This window comes from Streptomyces sp. MNU76 (assembly GCF_020982545.1).
GTDB lineage: Bacteria > Actinomycetota > Actinomycetes > Streptomycetales > Streptomycetaceae > Streptomyces.
On the sequence record NZ_JAJKLK010000019.1, the window covers coordinates 972,085 to 991,853 of the forward strand.

At 71.9% G+C, this 19,769-nt stretch carries 14 protein-coding genes and 2 pseudogenes; 11 read left to right on the top strand and 5 right to left on the bottom strand.

Annotation, left to right across the window (positions count from 1 at the left end):
• Positions 1-84 precede the first annotated feature (84 nt).
• From E4N62_RS30920 to E4N62_RS30935, 4 genes are all read left to right on the top strand, one after another.
• Positions 85-675, top strand: a complete 591-nt coding sequence (locus tag E4N62_RS30920) for an RNA polymerase sigma factor (protein WP_184904348.1) — start codon at positions 85-87, stop codon at positions 673-675.
• A 187-nt stretch (positions 676-862) separates the two neighbouring features.
• Positions 863-1,657, top strand: coding sequence for a hypothetical protein (locus E4N62_RS30925; RefSeq protein ID WP_230219702.1), 795 nt, complete (start codon positions 863-865; stop codon positions 1,655-1,657).
• Positions 1,658-2,041: 384 nt separating this feature from the next.
• Positions 2,042-2,728 (top strand): RNA polymerase sigma factor, encoded by a 687-nt coding sequence (locus tag E4N62_RS30930; RefSeq protein WP_230219703.1) that lies wholly within the window; start codon positions 2,042-2,044, stop codon positions 2,726-2,728.
• On the top strand, positions 2,728-4,110 hold the full coding sequence (locus E4N62_RS30935; protein WP_230219704.1) for a hypothetical protein: 1,383 nt from the start codon (positions 2,728-2,730) through the stop codon (positions 4,108-4,110). The genes E4N62_RS30930 and E4N62_RS30935 overlap by 1 nt, the downstream gene beginning before the upstream one ends.
• Positions 4,111-4,381: 271 nt before the next feature.
• Here E4N62_RS30935 and E4N62_RS30940 read toward each other — a convergent pair.
• Positions 4,382-5,316 (bottom strand): annotated as a pseudogene (locus tag E4N62_RS30940) (L,D-transpeptidase family protein).
• A gap of 223 nt (positions 5,317-5,539) precedes the next feature.
• On the opposite strand from E4N62_RS30940, the gene E4N62_RS30945 reads away from it, so the two are divergent.
• Together E4N62_RS30945 and leuE are read left to right on the top strand one after the other, a co-directional pair.
• A complete protein-coding gene (locus tag E4N62_RS30945; RefSeq protein WP_230219705.1) occupies positions 5,540-7,120 on the top strand; it encodes a methylmalonyl-CoA mutase in 1,581 nt (526 codons plus the stop codon).
• A 170-nt stretch (positions 7,121-7,290) separates the two neighbouring features.
• Positions 7,291-7,944, top strand: a complete 654-nt coding sequence (leuE, locus tag E4N62_RS30950; protein ID WP_230219706.1) for a leucine efflux protein LeuE — start codon at positions 7,291-7,293, stop codon at positions 7,942-7,944.
• A 46-nt stretch (positions 7,945-7,990) separates the two neighbouring features.
• Here leuE and E4N62_RS30955 read toward each other — a convergent pair.
• From E4N62_RS30955 to E4N62_RS30970, 4 genes and pseudogenes are all read right to left on the bottom strand, one after another.
• A pseudogene (locus E4N62_RS30955) lies at positions 7,991-8,918 on the bottom strand (class I SAM-dependent methyltransferase).
• A gap of 177 nt (positions 8,919-9,095) precedes the next feature.
• Positions 9,096-10,280: an acyltransferase family protein gene (locus tag E4N62_RS30960; protein ID WP_374117091.1), complete on the bottom strand. Its 1,185-nt coding sequence runs from the start codon at positions 10,278-10,280 to the stop codon at positions 9,096-9,098.
• A gap of 7 nt (positions 10,281-10,287) precedes the next feature.
• Positions 10,288-11,622, bottom strand: coding sequence for an alpha-2,8-polysialyltransferase family protein (locus E4N62_RS30965; RefSeq protein ID WP_230219707.1), 1,335 nt, complete (start codon positions 11,620-11,622; stop codon positions 10,288-10,290).
• Positions 11,619-12,596: a glycosyltransferase family 2 protein gene (locus E4N62_RS30970; RefSeq protein WP_230219708.1), complete on the bottom strand. Its 978-nt coding sequence runs from the start codon at positions 12,594-12,596 to the stop codon at positions 11,619-11,621. The genes E4N62_RS30965 and E4N62_RS30970 overlap by 4 nt, the downstream gene beginning before the upstream one ends.
• Positions 12,597-12,794: 198 nt before the next feature.
• On the opposite strand from E4N62_RS30970, the gene E4N62_RS30975 reads away from it, so the two are divergent.
• From E4N62_RS30975 to E4N62_RS30995, 5 genes are all read left to right on the top strand, one after another.
• Entirely contained in the window at positions 12,795-14,162 is a 1,368-nt protein-coding gene (locus E4N62_RS30975) for a DUF6716 putative glycosyltransferase (protein ID WP_230219709.1), read from the top strand.
• A 44-nt stretch (positions 14,163-14,206) separates the two neighbouring features.
• The gene (locus E4N62_RS30980; RefSeq protein WP_230219710.1) at positions 14,207-15,670 is read left to right on the top strand and encodes an N-acylneuraminate cytidylyltransferase; all 1,464 of its coding nucleotides are present in this window, start codon (positions 14,207-14,209) and stop codon (positions 15,668-15,670) included.
• Between the two features lie 15 nt (positions 15,671-15,685).
• On the top strand, positions 15,686-16,624 hold the full coding sequence (locus tag E4N62_RS30985) for an N-acetylneuraminate synthase family protein (protein WP_033527067.1): 939 nt from the start codon (positions 15,686-15,688) through the stop codon (positions 16,622-16,624).
• A gap of 143 nt (positions 16,625-16,767) precedes the next feature.
• The gene (locus E4N62_RS30990; protein ID WP_230219711.1) at positions 16,768-17,874 is read left to right on the top strand and encodes a hypothetical protein; all 1,107 of its coding nucleotides are present in this window, start codon (positions 16,768-16,770) and stop codon (positions 17,872-17,874) included.
• A 492-nt stretch (positions 17,875-18,366) separates the two neighbouring features.
• Complete coding sequence (locus tag E4N62_RS30995) at positions 18,367-19,620, top strand: amidohydrolase (RefSeq protein ID WP_230219712.1); 1,254 nt, start codon at positions 18,367-18,369, stop codon at positions 19,618-19,620.
• Positions 19,621-19,769: the final 149 nt, after the last annotated feature.

Sequence of the window (19,769 nt, forward strand, 5' to 3'; positions counted from 1 at the left end):
CCGGGACGGCCCTCGGAAGGCGATCCCGGCACTGACTTGGCACTGTCCCGGACAGTTCGGGGCCAGGGAGGGGAACCGCGGCGCGTGCAGGCCTACGACGGGGAGCTGGGCGCGGCCGTCGCGCGGGCCCAGGCCGGGGACGAGGCCGCGTTCGCGGTGGCGTACCGGCTCGTGCAGCCGGGGCTGCTGGGGTATCTCCGCGGCATCGTCGGGGACGACGCGGAGGACGTCGCCTCGGACGCCTGGCTGGAGATCGCGCGGGACCTCGGACGGTTCAAGGGCGACGGCGCGGGCTTCCGCGGCTGGAGCGCGACCATCGCGCGGCACCGGGCCCTGGACCATCTGCGGCGCCAGCGGGTCAGACCCCGGGCGACCGCGCTGGAGAACGACCTGCTGGAACTGCCCGGCACGCACAGCACCCCGGACCAGGCGCTGGAGAGCCTCTCCACCGAACAGGCCCTCGCGCTGGTCGCCCGGCTGCCGCGTGACCAGGCCGAGGCCGTGCTGCTGCGCGTGGTCGTCGGCCTCGACGGCCCCGCCGCCGCCCGTGTCCTCGGCAAGCGCCCCGGCGCGGTCCGTACCGCCACCCACCGGGGCCTGAAGCGTCTCGCCCAGCTCCTGCGGAGCGAGGGTGTGACGGATGACGGCCCCCGGACGCTGGGGGAGTCGAGATGACCGACAGCGACGCCGGGACGCACGGCGAGAGGGAAGGGCGCGAGATGCCGTCGGGCAGGACGGAGCCGGACATGAGCGACCGGCCTGACAACGGAGAGCGGGACGACACCTCCGCTGCCTCCGACCCACCGTCCCCGAGTTCCGGGACGCCCCGCCTCCCGCCTACCCGGACACCTCGCCTGCCGCCGTGCGGGACCCCCCCTCCGTCGATTCGCTTCTCGCCGCCGCCGTGCGCGCCGACGCGCCGGCCGACAGCGCGGGGGAGGCGCGAGCCGTGGCCGCCTTCCGGGCCGCGCGGGAGAGCGGGGGCCGCACCGCACGCACCCGGCGGCGCGACGACTGGCGGCCCAACGCACGGCGCCGCGTCCAGCTCTCCGTCCGCACCACCCTGGCCGTCCTGCTGGCCGGCCTCACCCTCGGCGGGGTCGCCTTCGCGGCGATCGGCTCGGCCGCGCGCGGCGACAAGGAAGCCGACCGGGAGCACGGCAGCTACGGGAACCGCGAACGGCACGACCGCACCACCGACGGCGCCCCGACCTGGCCCGGCCCCGCGGACGTTCCGCGTACGGCTCCTCCGGCACCGGACCCCGCCGGCACGCCCGACCAGGACGGCGCGTCCCGGAACCCGGACGGGTCCGACCGGCGGGCCGACCGACAGAAGGACCGACAGAACGACCGCAAGGGCACGCGGGAGACGTCTTCGGGCGGCACGCGCACAGGCGACGGCACGGGCACCGGCAACGGCGACGGCATCGGCAATGGGTCCGGCAATGGGTCCGGCAACGGCAGCGGAGATGTCGGCGCCGACAGCCGGCCGGAGTCCCCCCGGCCCGGAGAGACGAACGGGCCGACCGGACCGAAGGCGCAGGCCGCGCCGGAGTCGCGTGAGGGAACCGCATCGGAGTCGCGTGAGGAGACCGCGCCGGAGTCGCGGCAGGAGGCCGCCCCGGAAACGCCTCAGGAGGCGCGGAGAACGAAGTGAGGCCGGCGTGCTCGCAAGACCCCCGTACTCGCAAGACACCCGGCCACTCCGCCGATGGCAACGGTCGGGGCCGCCACCCCCCACAGGAGAGGCCCCGACCGTCGCGCGGCACGGGCCGCGCGGCGACCCGTACTACCTACAGCGCCGCGTCCACGTTTTCTGTCACACCTCACCGCATCACGAGTTAGTTGCATGTTCTACGGACATGGACGCCCAGCGGTTTCAGGCCGTAACGTGCCATTCGCGCCGGATCGTGGATGGCGGAAGACCACCACAACCATCGACGGCCCGGCACCGCACGATTCATTGAGGACCACGACCACGACAGCGAGGACCCGGTCCGCGAGAGCGGCCCGGTCGAAGCGCAAAGAGGGGCGCGCGCGGGTGCTGGGGGACGACGCGGAGCTGACCGCCGCGGTGCTTGCGGCACAGGACGGGGACGAGACCGCGTTCCGGACTGTGTACCGCTCGGTGCACCCACGGCTGCTCGGGTACGTGCGCACGCTGGTCGGCGATCCGGACGCGGAGGACGTCACCTCCGAGTCCTGGCTCCAGATAGCCCGTGACCTGGAGCGGTTCAGCGGTGACGCCGACCGGTTCCGCGGCTGGGCCGCGCGGATCGCCCGCAACCGGGCCCTCGACCACATACGCATGCGGGGGCGCAGGCCCGCGATAGGCGGCGACGAGGCCGAGCTGACCGGCAGGGCCGCCGAGTCCGACACGGCCGGCGAGGCGATGGAGGCCCTGGCCACCGGCCGCACGCTCTCCCTCATCGCCCAGCTGCCGCAGGACCAGGCGGAGGCGGTGGTCCTGCGGGTCGTCGTCGGACTCGACGCGAAGACCGCGGCCGCGACCCTGGGCAAGCGCGCGGGAGCCGTACGGACGGCCGCGCACCGGGGTCTGAAACGGCTCGCCGAACTGATCGGGGAGAATCCGGAGACGGCCGGTGATGCCGACCCGGAGTCCGGAGATCCGCTGGACGCCGTACCCCCACCGAGAGGGCCGCGCGCACGCGCGGCTTCGTCCGCCGGTGTGACGCATACGCGTTGGCGGACGCAGAAGGATGTGTGATGGCCGACGAGCAGTACAGGTGGCTCAACCGCGACGCCGCGGAGCGGCTGCTGCGTGGGGAGCCCCTCGAAGCCGTCGACGCCGACACCCGTGACCGTGCCGCCCGGCTCGCCGAGGCGCTCGGCGCGCTGACCGCCGATGTCGCCCCGGTGTCCTCGCGGAGCCCCGAACTCCCCGGTGAGGAAGCGGCGTTGGCCGCCTTCCGCAGCGCGCGAACAGCGCGCGCGTCCGACGCGACCACGTCCGCCACCTCTGCCACCTCTGTCTCCTCCACCTCCGCCCGTTCCGCCCTCTCGTCCGACGGCGGGCGGGCCGTGGAGCCCGGCCGTGGCAGTGGCAGCCGTAAGCGCACCGCCGACGCGCCCGCCGCCGACGCGGGGCTCGTCCGCCTGGGACGTCCCGGGCGCCCGGCAGGGGTCGACGGACACCGGGCCCGTTGGGGCCGGCCGGTACGGTTCGGGCTGGTCGCGGCCGTGGCCGCCGGGATGCTCGGCGGCGTCGCGGTCGCGGTCGGCGGCGGTGCGCTGACCGCGTTCCGCGACGGCGAACCGGAACCCTCCGCCACCGTCTCCGCCGGCCAGTCGCCGGACCGGCCGCTGCTGTCGCCGTCACCGAAAGCGCAGGACGGCGACGGCCGACGGGGGGCGTGGGGCGACACGAAACCCGAGATGACCCCGGACGGCTCCGCGCAGGGCGACGGCCCCTCCGGTGACGGCTCCGACGGCACCGACGAGGACGGGCGGACCGGGGACTCCGGGAAGAACGGCACCCCCGGTCAGGAGTGGTGGAACAAGGTCCTCTCCGCCTGCCGTGACGTCCGCGACGGCAAGGGCCTGGGGGCCGACCGTCGGCGCAGCCTCGAGGACGCGGCGGGCGGCAACGGCAAGGGGCAGCTGAAGCGGTACTGCGAGGGCGTCCTGGCCGGGGGCTCCGACTACCCCGGCACGAAGAAGCGGCCGGGCGGGGCACCGGGACGGGCCGGGGCACGGGGAGCGGGTCCGGTACGGCGGACTCAGGTGACTCGGCCGGCCGGTCCGGTGGCGGTGACGGCAGCCCGCGGTCCGGCGGCGACTCCGACGAGGACGACGACTCCCACCGCGGCGGGCACGGCGACGGCAAGGGCAAGAACCGCCCCGGGCACGGCAAGGGCCACGGCGACGGCGGCAAGGGCCAGGGCAGTGGTCATGGCAAGGGCCACGGCCACGGCAAGGGCGGCCAGGGGAACAAGGGCGGCAAGGGCGGCAAGGGTAACGGGGGCAACGGCCACCGGAGTCAGCTCGCCTCAGCGGCGCGGACCGAAGTGGCCGTCCGCATCACCCCCTCCTGACCCCTCCCGACCTGTGCTTTCGCACCCGTCACGAATTCTTTCGCGGAACGGGTAACACTTTTGGCGGCCCCGGCGCAGTAATGAGTGAGCCGACTGGTCATCGGCCGTCGCACTGAGCCGGGGTTCCCCCCGTACCTACGGCTCGTGCACCTCGGCGCGGGCGGGACACGTTCCCCCGGTCCCGCCCGCGCCTCATAACCCCCGTATTTCCCCGTGGTCCCCGTGACCCCGTACTCCCCCTGACGCGCCAGGCGCCCTCCGGCTATGCGTCATGTGACGCACGTCACGAATTCTTCCGTCACCGGACTTCTGTCACCGGGCATCCATCACCAGTACACGACGACCTTGTCGCCGCTCCTGACCTGGTCGAACAGCCGCGCGATCGCCGCCTTGTCCCGGACGTTGACACAGCCGTGCGAGGCGCCGTAGTACCCACGGGCCGCGAAGTCGGAGGAGTAGTGGACGGCCTGGCCGCCGCTGAAGAACATCGCGTACGGCATCGGGGTGTCGTACAGGGTCGACCAGTGGTCGCGGGACTTGAAGTAGACGCTGAAGAGGCCCTCCCGGGTCGGGGTGTACTCCGAGCCGAACCGCACCTCGACCGTCGTCAGCGTCCTGCCGTCCACCATCCAGCGCAGCGTGCGGCTCGTCTTGCTGATGCACAGCACCCGGCCCGTCATGCAGCGCGGATCGGGTGACGCGGCCGGCTGCCCGCCGTAGGCGTACAGCTCCCACTTGCCGGGCTCCCGCGTCATGTTCAGCAGCCGCGCCCACGTCACGCTGTCCGTCTTCCCGGTCCGCGGCAGCCCCCGCTTGCCCTGGAAGCCCTTGACCGCCTGGACCGTCAGGTCGTCGTACGTCCCCGTGGGCCCCGCGAAGAGCCAGGCGACCTGCCGCAGCCGGGCCTGCAACTCGCGTACGTCGAGGCCCTCGTCGCCCTGGGACCAGAGGACCGGGGCGGGGGTGCGGGGTGGGGTGGATGTGGGGAGGGAGGCGCGGTCGTCGGGGCCTCCTCGGGCGCCCCTTTGTCGTCGTTCCCGCTTCCTCCGTTTCCGCTTCCTCGGCTCCCGCCCGCGACCTGGTCCTCGCCGCCGCCGTCGCCCTCGCCCTGCTTCGGAGCGCCGTTCGGCGTGGCGCTCCCGTCGACGCGCACGGGCTGGCGCTGGCCGCCGTGCACCTCGATCCCCTGGGCCGTGCAGGCGCCGGTCATGGCGAGTGCCGCGATCGCGGCCACCGATCTCCGCATGTCCTTGGTACGCATCGGGGTCCCCGTCGTCTCATGATCGGCCGCGTCCGGTCGTTCTTCCCGGACAGGTTGCCCGGACGTGAGCCGTCGCGAACAAACGGGCATGGTTGTGAGCAAGGTCCCAGCCAGGGGCACTCCACCGGACCAACGGTCGCCGCTACAGTCCGACGCCAAGGCCGTTGTACTGACGAGTAACAAGCGAGCATCCGAAGCGACGAGCAAGACGGAGGCACACATCATGGCGCGCGAGTCGGAGTCCGGGCTGCCGATCGAGCCGGTGTACGGGCCGGAGGTGCTGGAGGGCTGGGATCCGGCGGAGAAGCTGGGGGAGCCGGGCGCGTACCCGTTCACGCGGGGTGTGTATCCGTCGATGTACACGGGTCGTCCGTGGACGATGCGTCAGTACGCGGGCTTCGGTACGGCCGTGGAGTCCAACGCCCGCTACCAGCAGCTGATCGCCAACGGCACGATGGGGCTGTCGGTCGCGTTCGACCTGCCCACCCAGATGGGTCATGACTCCGACGCCCCGATCGCCCACGGCGAGGTCGGCAAGGTGGGGGTGGCGATCGACTCCGTCGAGGACATGCGGGTGCTGTTCGACGGCATCCCGCTGGACAAGGTCTCGACGTCGATGACGATCAACGCGCCGGCCGCGCTGCTGCTGCTGATGTACCAGCTGGTCGGCGAGGAGCAGGGCGTACCGGCGGACCGGCTGACGGGCACGATCCAGAACGACGTGCTGAAGGAGTACATCGCGCGCGGGACGTACATCTTCCCGCCCAAGCCCTCGCTGCGGCTGATCGCCGACATCTTCCAGTACTGCAGGGCCGAGATCCCGAAGTGGAACACGATCTCGATCTCCGGCTACCACATGGCCGAGGCCGGTGCCTCGCCCGCGCAGGAGATCGCGTTCACCCTGGCCGACGGGATCGAGTACGTGCGCACGGCGGTCGCGGCGGGCATGGACGTGGACGACTTCGCGCCCCGGCTGTCGTTCTTCTTCGTCGCCCGGACGACGATCCTGGAGGAGGTCGCCAAGTTCCGTGCGGCGCGTCGGATCTGGGCGCGGGTGATGCGTGAGGAGTTCGGCGCGAAGAACCCCAAGTCGCTGATGCTGCGGTTCCACACGCAGACGGCCGGGGTGCAGCTGACCGCGCAGCAGCCCGAGGTGAACCTGGTGCGGGTCGCGGTGCAGGGGATGGCGGCGGTGCTGGGCGGCACCCAGTCGCTGCACACCAACTCCTTCGACGAGGCGATCGCCCTGCCGACCGACAAGAGCGCCCGCCTCGCGCTGCGCACCCAGCAAGTGCTGGCCTACGAGACGGACGTGACGGCGACGGTCGACCCGTTCGCCGGTTCGTACGTCGTGGAGAAGATGACCGACGACGTGGAGGCGGCGGCCGTCGAGCTGATGCGGAAGGTCGAGGACCTGGGCGGTGCCGTCGCGGCCATCGAGCACGGTTTCCAGAAGGGCGAGATCGAGCGCAGCGCGTACCGCATCGCGCAGGAGACCGACTCCGGGGAACGGGTCGTGGTGGGCGTCAACCGTTTCCAGCTGGACGAGGAGGAGCCGTACGAGCCGCTGCGGGTGGACCCGGCGATCGAGGCCCAGCAGGCGGAGCGGCTGGCCGGGCTCCGCGCGCGACGCGACCAGCAGGCGGTCGACACGGCCCTGGCCGCCCTGAAGAAGGCCGCCGAGGGCACGGACAACGTCCTCTACCCGATGCGCGAGGCCCTGAGGGCCCGCGCGACGGTGGGCGAGGTGTGCAACGCCCTCCGTGAGGTGTGGGGCACGTACATCCCCAGCGACGCTTTCTGACCGCTCGTGCGTGAGCCGCGGCCGATCGCGATCGACCGCGGCTCACCGCGGCCGATCGCGATCGACCGCGGCCGCCTTCCGGCCGCCCTTTTGTCTGGCTCTCGTCTGGTATTCGTCTGGCTTCGGACGGGCATATCGGGATGTCGGACCCCCGTGCGACACTCCTTCTCATGTTCGGTGTCATCGACCTCCCCACCTATCTGGCGGGCCTCGTCCTGATCGTGCTGCTGCCCGGCCCCAACTCCCTCTACGTGCTGTCCGTGGCCGCCCGGCGCGGGATACGGACCGGGTATCGGGCCGCCGCCGGCGTATGGGTCGGCGACACCGTGCTGATGACCTTGTCGGCGGCGGGAGTGGCCTCGCTGCTGCAGGCCAACGCCGTGCTGTTCGGGATCGTGAAGTACGCGGGCGCCGGCTATCTGTCGTGGCTGGCGATCGGGATGCTGCGGGCCGCGTGGGCGATGTGGCGCAGCCGCCGCGAGCGGGTCGTGCAGGGGCCGGGCGAGGAGGTCGCGGAGGGCGAGCGGCCGTTCCGGCGGGCCCTGGTGATCAGTCTGCTGAACCCGAAGGCGATCCTCTTCTTCGTCGCCTTCTTCGTGCAGTTCGTGGACCCGGGCTATGCCTACCCGGCCCTCTCCTTCGTGGTCCTCGGCGCCTTCGCCCAGCTCGCCAGCTTCCTCTACTTGAGCGCGCTGATATTCAGCGGCACCAGGCTGGCCGCCACGTTCCGCCGCCGGAAGCGACTGTCGGCGGGGGCGACCTCGGCGGCGGGTGCCCTGTTCCTGGGATTCGCGGTCAAGCTGTCGCTCGCGAGCAGCGCCTAGCCTCTCCGCGCCCCCGGCCCGCCCCGGCTCACCTCACCGCCCCGGCTCACCTCACCGGCCGGTTCGCCGCGCGCGCCTTCCTGATCGCCCTCGTCACCACCGGAGGCAGCAGGTCCGCGGCCAGCTTCCGGGCGGGGCTCCGGGCGGGCGGGGCGGGCCGAGGGCTGGGGTGCGGGCGCGGCCGGGGCGGGTGCCGGCGGCGCGGGCTCGGTCCAGTGGCGGGACTTCGGGAAGGCCGGGGCCTTCATGCCCTTGGACTTCAGGCGCAGGATGCGGTGACCGGCGGCTTGCTGGTTGCTGAGGTGGCAGTCGTCCCGGTCCGCGACCATGGCGAGCAGCGCCTCCTGGAGGGGTTCGGGGTCGTCCCAGGTGCCGTACAGCTTCTGCGTGCTGAGGCAGACGGGGTTGAGGCCCCGGTTGAGGACGGCCTCCCATGCGGCGATGGAGACGCCCGGTGTGTGCTCCGAGCGGAAGTCGTCGAGGACGACGAGGCCGCCGGGCAGGAGGATGTCCCGGGCGGCGGTGATGTCGGCCTCGACGTGCTCGTACAGGTGCGAGGCGTCGATGTGCACGAAACGGCAGGAGCGCGGCTTGACCTCGCCGGGGACGACCGAGCTGGGACCCTGCAGCACCCGCGGCAGCTCGTCGTGGAAGGAGAGGTAGTTCGCCTCGAAGGCCCGGCGGGTGAGCGTGCTGCGGTACGACTTGGTGGCCTCCGCCGCGTTGGCGTCGTCCGGTGCGTCGCTCTCGAAGAGGTCGCAGACCGTGTAGGCCTCGCCCTCCTGGAGATGGTGGCCGAGGAAGATGGCGCTCTTGCCCATGTAGACGCCGACCTCCAGGAGGTCGCCCCTCTCGCCCGCTGCCTCCTGCCGGTTCAGGAACCAGTCGAAGAGCAGCTGGTCGAGCACCGGGAACCAGCCGGGGACGTCGTCGAGCTCACGGGGAAGTCGGATCGTGCCGTGTTCAGAGGTCATTTCATAGGTCATGAGGACGGAAGACCTTCTTGCGTCGACGAGGCGAACCGGCGAACGGGCCAGGAACCTATGAGATGCCTATGGCCCGGTCAAGGATGCTGCGGAGCCTCTCCGCGGAAGCGTTTTCGAATCCTCGCGTCGCATGAACAGTGGGCCAATTCCAGGTTCCGGGACCCTTCAGCGGCGGCGTCCACCGAGCGACGTCCGCAGCAGCGGCTGCAACGGACGTTCGACCCACCGGTGCAGCAGCCAGGCGAGCGTCAGCATCAGCGCCACGGTGAGCGCGACGGTCAGGGCCGACGGAACGCCCAGTCCCTGGTGCAGTGCCCGCACCACCGGCCAGCCCAGGTGCTCGTGCACCAGGTAGAAGGGGTACGTCAGGGCCCCCGCGGTGGTCAGCCAGGGCCAGTCGACGCGGTTCAGCAGGCCCAGCGCCACGGCACCCACGGCCACGAAGCCGACGGTGACGGCGACGATGATGCCGAGCTGGGAGCGGTAGGAGAAGTAGTCCGCGTTCGGGGCGTGCCACATCGCCTCGACCGTCTGGTACTGGCTCAGCAGCAGACTGAAGACCACGATCAGCCAGGCCGCGGTGTCCCGGCGGTCGCGGTGCACCAGATAGAGGCCCATGCCCCCGATGAACAGGGACGCGTACTCCGGCATCAGGACCATGTCCAACAGCGGCTCCTTCGCCCCGTGCGCGAGCACCGAGGCCAGGGTCCAGCCTCCGCAGAACCAGATCACCCGTCTGCGGGTCACCCCGGGCAGCACCACGCACAGCGCGAACAGGACGTAGAAGCGGACCTCCGCCCACAACGTCCAGCACACGCCGAGGACGCGGTCCGCGCCGAGTGGCATCTGCAGCATCGTGAGGTTCACCAGGAACTCGCTGACCGACACCCGTGCGAAGGCGAAGCCCGGCAGCGCGAACACCGCCGCCACCAGGATCACCGCCGCCCAGTACGCCGGCAGCAGCCGGGCCGCCCGGGAGGCGAGGAACGCCTGCACCGAACGGCCCCAGCCGCTGGCGCAGATCACGAACCCGCTGATCACGAAGAAGGCCTGCACCCCGGCCCAGCCATAGGCGAGCCAGCTGTGGGCGGTGGGGAACTGCAGGGCGGGCGAGGCCCCCCAGGCCTTCGCGATCTCACCGTCACGCCCACCGTAGTGATAAGCGGCGACGGCGAGAGCGGCGACCAGCCGCAAGCCGTCGAGCGCATAGAGCCGGGGTCGAGGGTTGGCCGCGCCCCTGTCGGGGCGCGGGGCTGCGTCGATCTGCGGTTCCGCCGCGGGGCGCGACGAGCCCCCACTCACCCGCACCCGCGACTCGACCCGGTCATCAACCTTGGTCGAAGAAGTCACCGAGGGCTCACCCCAGAGTCGCCCGCTTGAGCGACCGAGCCCGCCGGGCGACTCTCCGCACCGTCGCGTTACGCGGAATGAACGCGAGCTGCACCGGAATCCCACCGGGCAGCCCCAGCGAGGTCAAACGCCGCCGCTTGAAGTACCGCAGCGTGTGCGTGCTCAGATGCCGCGTCAGATACGCCTCGGTCTCCGCCCGCAGCGACGGGTAGATCTTCGACTGCATCGCGAACCCCACCGCCCGGACCAGACTGTTGAGGTCGGACACCGCCGTGCCCGGCCGCTGCGAGGCGACGGCCGCCGCGTCCCCCAGCTCCGGCAGCAGCGCGTCCACGATCGTGACGGGCACCCGGTTGCTGTTCTCGTACGGGGCGAGCCGGTCCAGCAGCGCGCCCGTGCCGACGCGTGCCACCGGCAGCCCGTACAGCGCGGAGGCCGTCAGCAGGGCCGTCGAGAAGCAGCCGACGACCAGGGCCGGACGCATCCGCTGGTAGAGCACCTCGGCGAGGACCGGCGTGTCCAGCACGGTCAGGTCGGCGCCGAGCCGCTCCGCCTCCTTCTCCAGACCGCGCGACCAGCGGGCCGGGGCACTGGGGTGCGGCTTGAACACGACCTTGGAGTGCCCGAGCGCGACGGCACCCTTCAGCATCCGTACGTGGAGGTCCTCCTCCTCCTCGGCGGTCAGGATGCCGAGCGCGGAGAGGTACTGGCCGAGCAGCAGCGCCGGCTCCTCGATCGCGGGCAACTCGTCACCCGTGTCCACGAGTTCGGCCAGCACCTTCACGAAGGCGTCCGTCGGCACGATCTCCGCCCCGACCCCGAACTCGGTGAGCAGCAGGGGTTCGAGACCCGGTACGAGGTCCAGGTGGAGCAGCCGGTCGATACGGGTGCCGACCAGCGGGTCGATCTTGTTCCGGGTGGGGCCGTAGCTCATCAGACCGTCGGCGTACACGGTCACCGGCGCGCCGGTGAAGATCTGCGTGAAACCGAGCGCGGGGTGGACCTGGATGGACTCCACGGCCAGTTCGACGTCGTCGTCCCCCAGGTTCCACAGCAGCCGCAGATGCCGCTCCCACAGCGGTACGTCGTCCATGCGCGGGGACCAGCCGCCGGGGTGGAAGGGGGAGATGGTCTCGTTCCACGAGATCACCTCGTCGAAGCGGGACCGCAGCCGCTCGAAGCCGGGCATCTCGTCCGGGCCGGGGGCCGTCTCCGGGGTCGCCGCGTTGTTGGAGACCAGCAGGATGCGCCGGGAGGCGGGGCGGAAGCACTCGGTGTCCAGGGCGGCGGCCAGCGTGGCCACGCCGTACAGGGTGGACGCCATGAAGATCTGCGTGGTCATGCGGCGACCCCCGTGGCGGCGGGACGGCGGCGCAGCCGGCGCAGCCGGGTGGCGCGCTGGACGTCCATGGAGTCGAGGGCCTCGTCGAGCACGTCCTGCGGCATTCCGCGCAGCGCGACCGCGCTCATCGACTTCAGTTTCCGTGCCACCGCCGGCTCGAACCTTTCGATGGAACCCAAATGGTGGGAGATGATCGCGCAATAGGTGCGCACGGCCTTGGGGAGGAGTTTGTCCGCGTCCCGGTCCTTCGCGGTTTCCGCGACGACCTGGTCGAATGCGCGAATGAAATCGAGCTGTCGTACGTCGCCGATCTGGGTCAGCGAGGAAGCCACACCGCGCCGGTAGAAGACGCCCAGCAGCCCCACCGTGGCGAACGAATCGGCCTCCCGGTGCAGCTTCCAGATCCACGGCCGGTCCTCGGCCGTGCGCAGCCCGTGGGTGAAGTGCAGCACGCCCTTGTCGACCAGCCGGCGGTGGTAGATGCCCGCCCAGGCGTACGCGTAGTCCACGGAGGTGGACCGGTCGGCGGGCAGGATCGCGTCGCGCGGGTTCATCACCACGCCCCGCCGCCCGTTGGGCACCCGGTGGACCGAGCGGGCCCGCGCGGTGCACTGGACATGATCCGTGCGCACGAAGTCGCAGCCCAAGTCCTCGATGGCGCCGAGCAGTTGGGGATAGTAGCCGGGGGCGAGCCAGTCGTCCCCGTCGAGGAACGTCAGGTACTCGCCGCGGGCCTTGTCGATGCCCGTGTTGCGCGCGGTCGCCAGTCCTCCGTTCTGCTCGTGTCTGACGTACACCGCCCCCGGCAGCTCGCGCTCCGCGCGCGCGAGGATGTCCGGTGTCTCGTCGCGGGAGCAGTCGTCGACGAGAATGAATTCGAAGTCCTCACGAGCGTTGGCTCCGAGGCTCTTCAGGGTGTCGGGCGCGTATTGCTGCACGTTGTAGAACGGCACGATGACGGAGAGCTTGACCACCCCCGTGACGTTAGGCGGCGCTCCGGCATTCGTCTTGACCACCTGCTTGATGTCAGGTGAACGACGCGTGGCGGAACCGTGAACCAGATACTTTCCGGTGCCATTCGCGCCCCGATTCGCCGTTCGGCGATGTGCTGTTAACCCTTTGTTGCATTCGGGTTGGGCCGATCAACGGAATCGCTTCCTAGCGTCTTCGATGTGCCAGCAAGTGCTACGAACAGCCTGCGAGTCGCCGTACTCGCGGATTCCGACACCCGGTGGAAATGGGGCGCGCTCACCGCGCACCGTCTCGCTCCGAAGGACGCGGACATCCGCCTGGACGGCTTCCTCCTGCGCGGCCGGGCCACCCCCACCGCCCGCCAGCTCCAGGAGGTCGGGGTCCGCCCCGACTCCCTGCGCGAGGTGACCGGCCTCGAATTCCTGCGCGCCATGAAGGAGGACACGAGCAAGGAGACGAGGGAGAACGCGTACGACGTCATCGTGCTCTCCCTCGTCGGCGGAGGCGTCCAGGCGATACTGCACGGCCTGCGCCGGGCATGGGACGGCCGGACGAAGCGGCCCGTGGTCGTGACCGGCTACGTCGGTGTCGTCTACGAGAAGCTCGCCGACGGTCTGCTGCTGCGGCACGGCGCGGACCTCGTCCTCGCCAACTCCCGTCAGGACGCGGACCGTTTCCGGGCCGTCTACGAGGGCGTGGGCGCCGACGCCTCCTCGGTCACCGAGGTCGCGCTGCCCTTCCTGGGCGGCAAGGCGTACGCCGGCCCCGACGGCCCCTACACGGTCGTCTTCGCCGTACAGCCGTCCGTCCCGGACAACCGCCGGGACCGTATGTACCTGCTGAACCGTCTCGTCCAGCACGCGAGGCTGCACCCGGACCGCCAGGTGCTGCTGAAGCTGCGCTCCAAGCCGGGCGAGCACACCACGCACATCGAGGAACTGCCCTACCAGAAGCTGACGGAGAAGCTTCCCGGCGGTCTGCCGGCCAACTTCCGTCTCGCGTACGGGAACATGGGCGAGGTCCTCGACACCACCGACCTGCTGGTCACCGTCAGCTCCACGGCGGCCCTGGAGTCGCTGCACCGCCGGATCCCCACCGTCGTCCTCACCGACCTCGGGATCCGCGAGACCCTCGGCAACCACCACTTCGTGGGCTCCGGCTGCCTCGCCTCCTGGGACCAGCTGGACGCCGGGTACGAGCCGACGCCGGACCCCGAGTGGGTGGCCCGGCAAGGGGTCATGGCTGGGGGGACCTCTCGGACGGAGTCCGGGGGAGGCTCGTACGCCACTGCCTTCGACACGGCCCGCACCCGTATCGCGAAGCTGGTCACGGCGCCCGAACTGCCGCCCCTCGCGCCGTACTACACGCCCGTCACCGCGCCCGGCTACCTCCCCGGCATCCTCGCCCGCCACCACCTCGGCCCCGACGGCGCACCGCTGCCCGGGGCGCCCGCCGAGGACCGGCAGGCCGGGCCCGTACGCCAGATCGTGCGCCGGGCGGCGCGCGGCGCCTACCGCCACGGAGTGCAGCGCGTGGCGCCCGTCATCCGCCGGATGGGGGAGCTGTGAGCCGCCGCCCCACCGCCTCGCAAGAGCCGCTAGGAGTTCCCGACATGTCCAACCCGGAAGCGGGCCAGACGCCTTCCGCCCGCCGCGTCCTCGCCGTGATCCCCGCGCGGGGCGGCTCCAAGGGCGTCCCCGCGAAGAACCTCGCCCCCGTCGGCGGCGTTCCGCTGGTGGCCCGCGCGGTCCGCGAGTGCCTCGCCGCCCAGCTGGTGACGGACGTCGTCGTCTCCACCGACGACCACGCCATCGCCGCCGCCGCCCGTGAGTCCGGCGCCGAGGTCGTCCTGCGCCCCGCCGCGATCGCCGGTGACACCGCCACCTCCGAGGCCGCCGTCCTGCACGCCCTGGACGCCCACGAGTCCCGCCACGGCGCCCCGGTCGACGTCGTCCTCCTCGTGCAGTGCACCAGCCCGTTCATCCTCCGCGAGGACATCGACGGCGTCGCCCGCGCCGTCGTCGAGCACGGCGCCGACACCGCCCTCACCGTCGCCCCGTTCCACGGCTTCATCTGGCGCGACACGGCGGACGAGTTCACCGGCGGCGATGTGAACGCCGAGAGCCACGACATGAACGGGGAGCCGTACGGCGTCCCCGGGACGACACCGCTCGGTACGGCGTCGCCCGCGTCGGCGAGCGCACACGGCGAACCCGCCGGGGCCGACGGGCCCGCCGGACCCGAGGCCCCGCGCCCGGCGACCGGGCTCACCGGGGCCCCGGGTGCCCTGCCCGGCGACGTCCGCACCACCCCCGGCTTCACCGCCGGCGGCTACGGCGTCAACCACGACAAGTCCTTCCGTCCCCGCCGCCAGGACCGCCCCCAGGACCTGCTGGAGACCGGCGCCGCCTACGCCATGGACGCGGCCGGACTGCGCAAGCACCAGCACCGCTTCTTCGGCCGTACGGAACCCGTCCGCACCGACCCCGCCCGGGTCCTGGAGATCGACGACCCGCACGACCTCGCCCGCGCCCAGGCCCTCGCGCCGCTCTTCGACGCGAACCGGCCCGGCGCCCTCCCCGTCTACGACGACATCGACGCCGTAGTCCTCGACTTCGACGGCACCCAGACCGACGACCGGGTGCTGATCGACTCCGACGGACGGGAGTTCGTCTCCGTGCACCGCGGCGACGGACTCGGCATCGCGGCCCTCCGCAGGAGCGGCCTGAAGATGCTCATCCTGTCCACGGAACAGAACCCGGTCGTCGCCGCACGGGCCCGGAAGCTCAAGATCCCGGTCCTGCACGGCATCGACCGCAAAGACCTCGCACTGAAGCAGTGGTGCGAGGAGCAGGGCATCGCGCCGGAGCGCGTGCTCTACGTCGGCAACGACGTCAACGACCTCCCGTGCTTCGCCCTCGTGGGCTGGCCCGTGGCGGTCGGCAGCGCCCACGACGTCGTACGCGGCGCCGCACGCGCGGTCACCACCGTCCCCGGCGGTGAAGGCGCGATCCGGGAGATCGCCGGCTGGATCCTCGGTCCCTCTCTCGACTCTCTCGACCCCCTCGACAAGTAAGGAACTGGTCCCACCATGAGCACCAACTCCCGTCTGCGCACGTTCGGTTCGAAGACCGCCGGCCCGGGTCACCCTGTCTACGTCGTCGGCGAGATCGGCATCAACCACAACGGTGAGCTGGAGAACGCCTTCAAGCTGATCGACGCCGCCGCCGAGGCCGGCTGCGACGCCGTCAAGTTCCAGAAGCGCACCCCCGAGATCTGCACCCCCCGTGACCAGTGGGACATCGAGCGCGACACCCCCTGGGGCCGCATGACCTACATCGACTACCGCCACCGCGTGGAGTTCGGTGAGGACGAGTACCGCCAGATCGACGAGTACTCCAAGGAGAAGGGCATCGACTGGTTCGCCTCCCCGTGGGACACCGAGGCCGTCGCCTTCCTGGAGAAGTTCGACGTCCCCGCCCACAAGGTGGCCTCCGCCTCCCTGACCGACGACGAGCTGCTGCGCGCCCTGCGCGCCACCGGCCGCACGGTCATCCTCTCCACCGGCATGTCGACCCCCAAGCAGATCCGTCACGCGGTCGAGGTCCTCGGCTCCGACAACATCCTGCTCTGCCACGCCACCTCGACGTACCCGGCCAAGGCCGAGGAGCTCAACCTCCGCGTCATCAACACCCTCCAGGCCGAGTACCCGAACGTCCCGATCGGCTACTCCGGCCACGAGACGGGCCTGCAGACCACGCTCGCCGCCGTCGCCCTCGGCGCCACCTTCGTCGAGCGCCACATCACCCTCGACCGCGCCATGTGGGGCTCCGACCAGGCCGCCTCCGTCGAGCCGCAGGGCCTGACCCGCCTGGTCCGCGACATCCGCACCATCGAGGCCTCCCTCGGCGACGGCGTCAAGAAGGTCTACGACTCCGAGCTCGGCCCCATGAAGAAGCTGCGCCGTGTCACCGGCGTCGTCGCCGAGGCGGAGATCGCGGTGGCGGCGGGCGAGCCGGTCGGCGTCTGACCGACCGCAGGTGGCCGCGGGCCGTCGTGCCGCCGGGGCGGCACGGGTGGCCCGCGGCCCACGGCGGCACCCGCCACCGTCGGCGAGCGATCCCCAGCCCCGCCCCCACCATCCGTACTCCCGGAAGCGACGGACATACGTCGATGAGCCCCCGCACCGGAACCGCCGGCCCCCGCACTCTCGCCTTCGTCGAGAGCCCGGTACAGCTCCTGAACGTGCTGGAGTGGGCGCACACCCACGCCCTCGGCACCCCCGAGGACCCCGCTGCGGGGCCCTTCCGTTCCGGTGGCGCGGGGCTCACCCTGGTGGTCCTGTCGCCCAACGACCCCATGACCCGGGGCCAGCTGCGCCGGATGGCGGAGCTGGCCCGGGACGAGGGCCACGAGGTGCGCTGGGAGGAGGCGCGCGGCGGCACCGCCGCCCCCTTCCGCACCGTCGGCGGCCTCGCCCCGCTGCTGCGCGCCGCGCGCCGCATCGTCCTGGGCGACCCCTTCTCCCGCTACGTCCAGCTCCTGCTGACCATCACCCGGGCCCCGGACGTGGTCGTCGTCGACGACGGCACCGCGACCATGGAGTTCGTCTCCCAGCTGGCCCGCGGCGAACGCCTCGTGCGCTGGCACCGCAAGGGCGGCCGCCCCGGCCCCCGCGACCTGATCTTCGCCCCGGTCTCCGCCAAGGCCCGCAAGCGCCTCACCCCGGCCGACGGCCGACGGGTCGAGGTCTTCTCCTCCATGCCGATCGACGAGACCCCCGAGGGTGTCTTCGTCACGGCCAATGACTTCGCCTGGACCCGCTCCCGCTTCGGCCCGCCCCGCATCACCAAGGGCGCCGACCTCGTGGGCACCTCCCTCGTGGAGACCGGAGTGGTGGACGGCGACCGCTACCGCGAAGCCGTGCGCTCCCTCGCGAAGGCCCACGGCGCCACGCGCTACTTCGCGCACCGCCGCGAGAGCGCCGAGAAACTCCACACCCTCGGCGCGGAGACCGGCCTGGAGATCGTCCGCCCCGACCTCCCTCTGGAGCTCATCGCCCGCCGCGGCCCCATCGGCCGGACGATCCTGAGCTTCCCGTCGACGGTCGTCCACACCCTGCCCCTGGCCCTGGCCGGGACGGACGTGCGCGTCGCCGTCTGCGACATCGACCCGGCGTGGCTCACCGAGAACGCCTCACCCCGCGCCCAGGGCTTCCTGTCCGGCGTCACGGGCACGGCCCGCGACGTCCACCGGCTGTCGTCGGTGGCGTCGGCCTGAGGGCCGGCGGGACCACCGGTCCCTGTGTCCCGGGTCATGCGCCGACCGTGATCCCCGTCACCCCGGGCATGCGTACATAGCCCGGTCGGTCAACCGGTCGCCGACGCCCCGCCCGCCCGGACAACCGCAGGCCACCGCCCCCGTCCCGCCTGGGCGCGACGGCGGTCCGGCCGCACGGCCGAACACACCACGTAGCCGAACGGTCGCGCGCTGGTGACGCTTCCGGCACCGTGGGACGACGCGGACGTGGTAAGGGTGGAGTGTGGGAATCGTTCGGGCACCCCCGGACGTTTAGTCGATGGGATTCGCGGGCAAACCCGGCGCTCCCGTCTCCGACGGGCCACCCGCACCGCAAGACGGACGGGTATACCCATCCCTGCCAATACGTATGCGTTGTGCGGCCGGAAAACTTCCCCTTACAGGCTGATTTTTTGTTGATCGAGGGTGAGAAGGTCGCCCGATCGCCCTACCCTTCAGAGGGTGAACCAACTGATGTCCCGAGAGTCCGAGGCCGATCTGCCAGGGGAAGCCGAAACGTCGCTCCCCGGCACCTTGCCGGAAGCCCTGCGTGCCGAACTCGTCGCGTTCCGCCGCGACTTGCACATGCACCCGGAGCTCGGCAACCAGGAGTTCCGTACGACCGCCGCGATCAAGGCCCGCCTGGAGAAGGCAGGGCTCAGGCCGCGCGTGCTCGAGACCGGGACCGGACTCATCTGTGACATCGGCGACTGGAGCGGCGCCGACCACTCCGCGCTCGCCCTGCGCGCCGACATCGACGCCCTCCCGATCCCGGACACCAAGGTGGACTGCGACTACCGCTCCACCGTCCCGGACCGCGCCCACGCCTGCGGCCACGACGTGCACACCACCGTCGTCCTCGGCGCCGGCCTCGTCCTCGCCGACCTGCACCGCAGGGGCGAGCTGCCCCGCCCCGTCCGGCTGATCTTCCAGCCCGCCGAGGAGGTGCTGCCCGGCGGCGCCGCGGACGTCATCAGGACCGGCTCGCTCGAAGGCGTCGGCCGGATCATCGCCGTCCACTGCGACCCCCGCGTCGACGCGGGCCGCATCGGACTGCGCCACGGCCCCATCACCTCGGCCTGCGACCGGCTGGAGCTCTCCCTGGACGGCCCGGGCGGCCACACCGCGCGCCCGCACCTCACCACCGACCTCGTCACCGCCGCCGCCCGGGTCGTCACCGACGTGCCCGCGCTGGTCGCCCGCCGCTTCGACGCCCGCGCCGGGCTCGTCGTGACCTGGGGCCGCATCGAGTCGGGCCACGCGCCGAACGTCATCCCGCAGCACGCCGAGCTCTCCGGTACCGTCCGCTGCCTGGACATCAACGCCTGGCGGCAGGCCCCCGACCTGATCCACGAGGCGGTCCAGGAGGTCGCGGTCATGCACCGTGCCAAGCCCGAGATCAACTACATCCGGGGCGTCCCGCCGGTCGTCAACGACCCCGTCGTCACCGAGCTGCTGCACGACTCGATGGTGGCCCGCCGCGGCGTGAAGTCCGTCGAGGACACCGAGCAGAGCCTCGGCGGCGAGGACTTCTCCTGGTACCTGGAGCACGTCCCCGGCGCCATGGCCCGCCTGGGCGTCCGCCGCCCGGGCGACCTCACCGTCCGCGACCTCCACCAGGGCGACTTCGACGCCGACGAACACGCCATCACCGTGGGCGTCGAGCTCTTCACCGCTGCCGCCCTCCTCGACGCCCGCATGCGGGTCCTCGACGCGGCCGGCCGGTAATCCCTCCCGAGCCGTCGGCTTGCGCCCCGCCCACCCTCGCGGCAGCCTGGTGCGCGTGTCCGTACGAGCCCCGTACGGACCGCGCACGCTCACGCTGAAGTCGCCCCCTGTACACGGACCGTCAGGGACGCGAAAGGCCCCGTGCCCGA

Excerpts from the sequence above, each read along its gene's own strand:
- E4N62_RS30935 (WP_230219704.1), top strand. The coding sequence starts at position 2,728 with ATGGCCGACGAGCAGTACAGGTGGCTCAACCGCGACGCCGCGGAGCGG.
- E4N62_RS30945 (WP_230219705.1), top strand. The coding sequence starts at position 5,540 with ATGGCGCGCGAGTCGGAGTCCGGGCTGCCGATCGAGCCGGTGTACGGG.
- leuE (WP_230219706.1), top strand. The coding sequence starts at position 7,291 with ATGTTCGGTGTCATCGACCTCCCCACCTATCTGGCGGGCCTCGTCCTG.
- E4N62_RS30965 (WP_230219707.1), bottom strand. The coding sequence starts at position 11,622 with ATGACCACGCAGATCTTCATGGCGTCCACCCTGTACGGCGTGGCCACG.
- E4N62_RS30980 (WP_230219710.1), top strand. The coding sequence starts at position 14,207 with ATGTCCAACCCGGAAGCGGGCCAGACGCCTTCCGCCCGCCGCGTCCTC.
- E4N62_RS30985 (WP_033527067.1), top strand. The coding sequence starts at position 15,686 with ATGAGCACCAACTCCCGTCTGCGCACGTTCGGTTCGAAGACCGCCGGC.
- E4N62_RS30990 (WP_230219711.1), top strand. The coding sequence starts at position 16,768 with ATGAGCCCCCGCACCGGAACCGCCGGCCCCCGCACTCTCGCCTTCGTC.
- E4N62_RS30995 (WP_230219712.1), top strand. The coding sequence starts at position 18,367 with ATGTCCCGAGAGTCCGAGGCCGATCTGCCAGGGGAAGCCGAAACGTCG.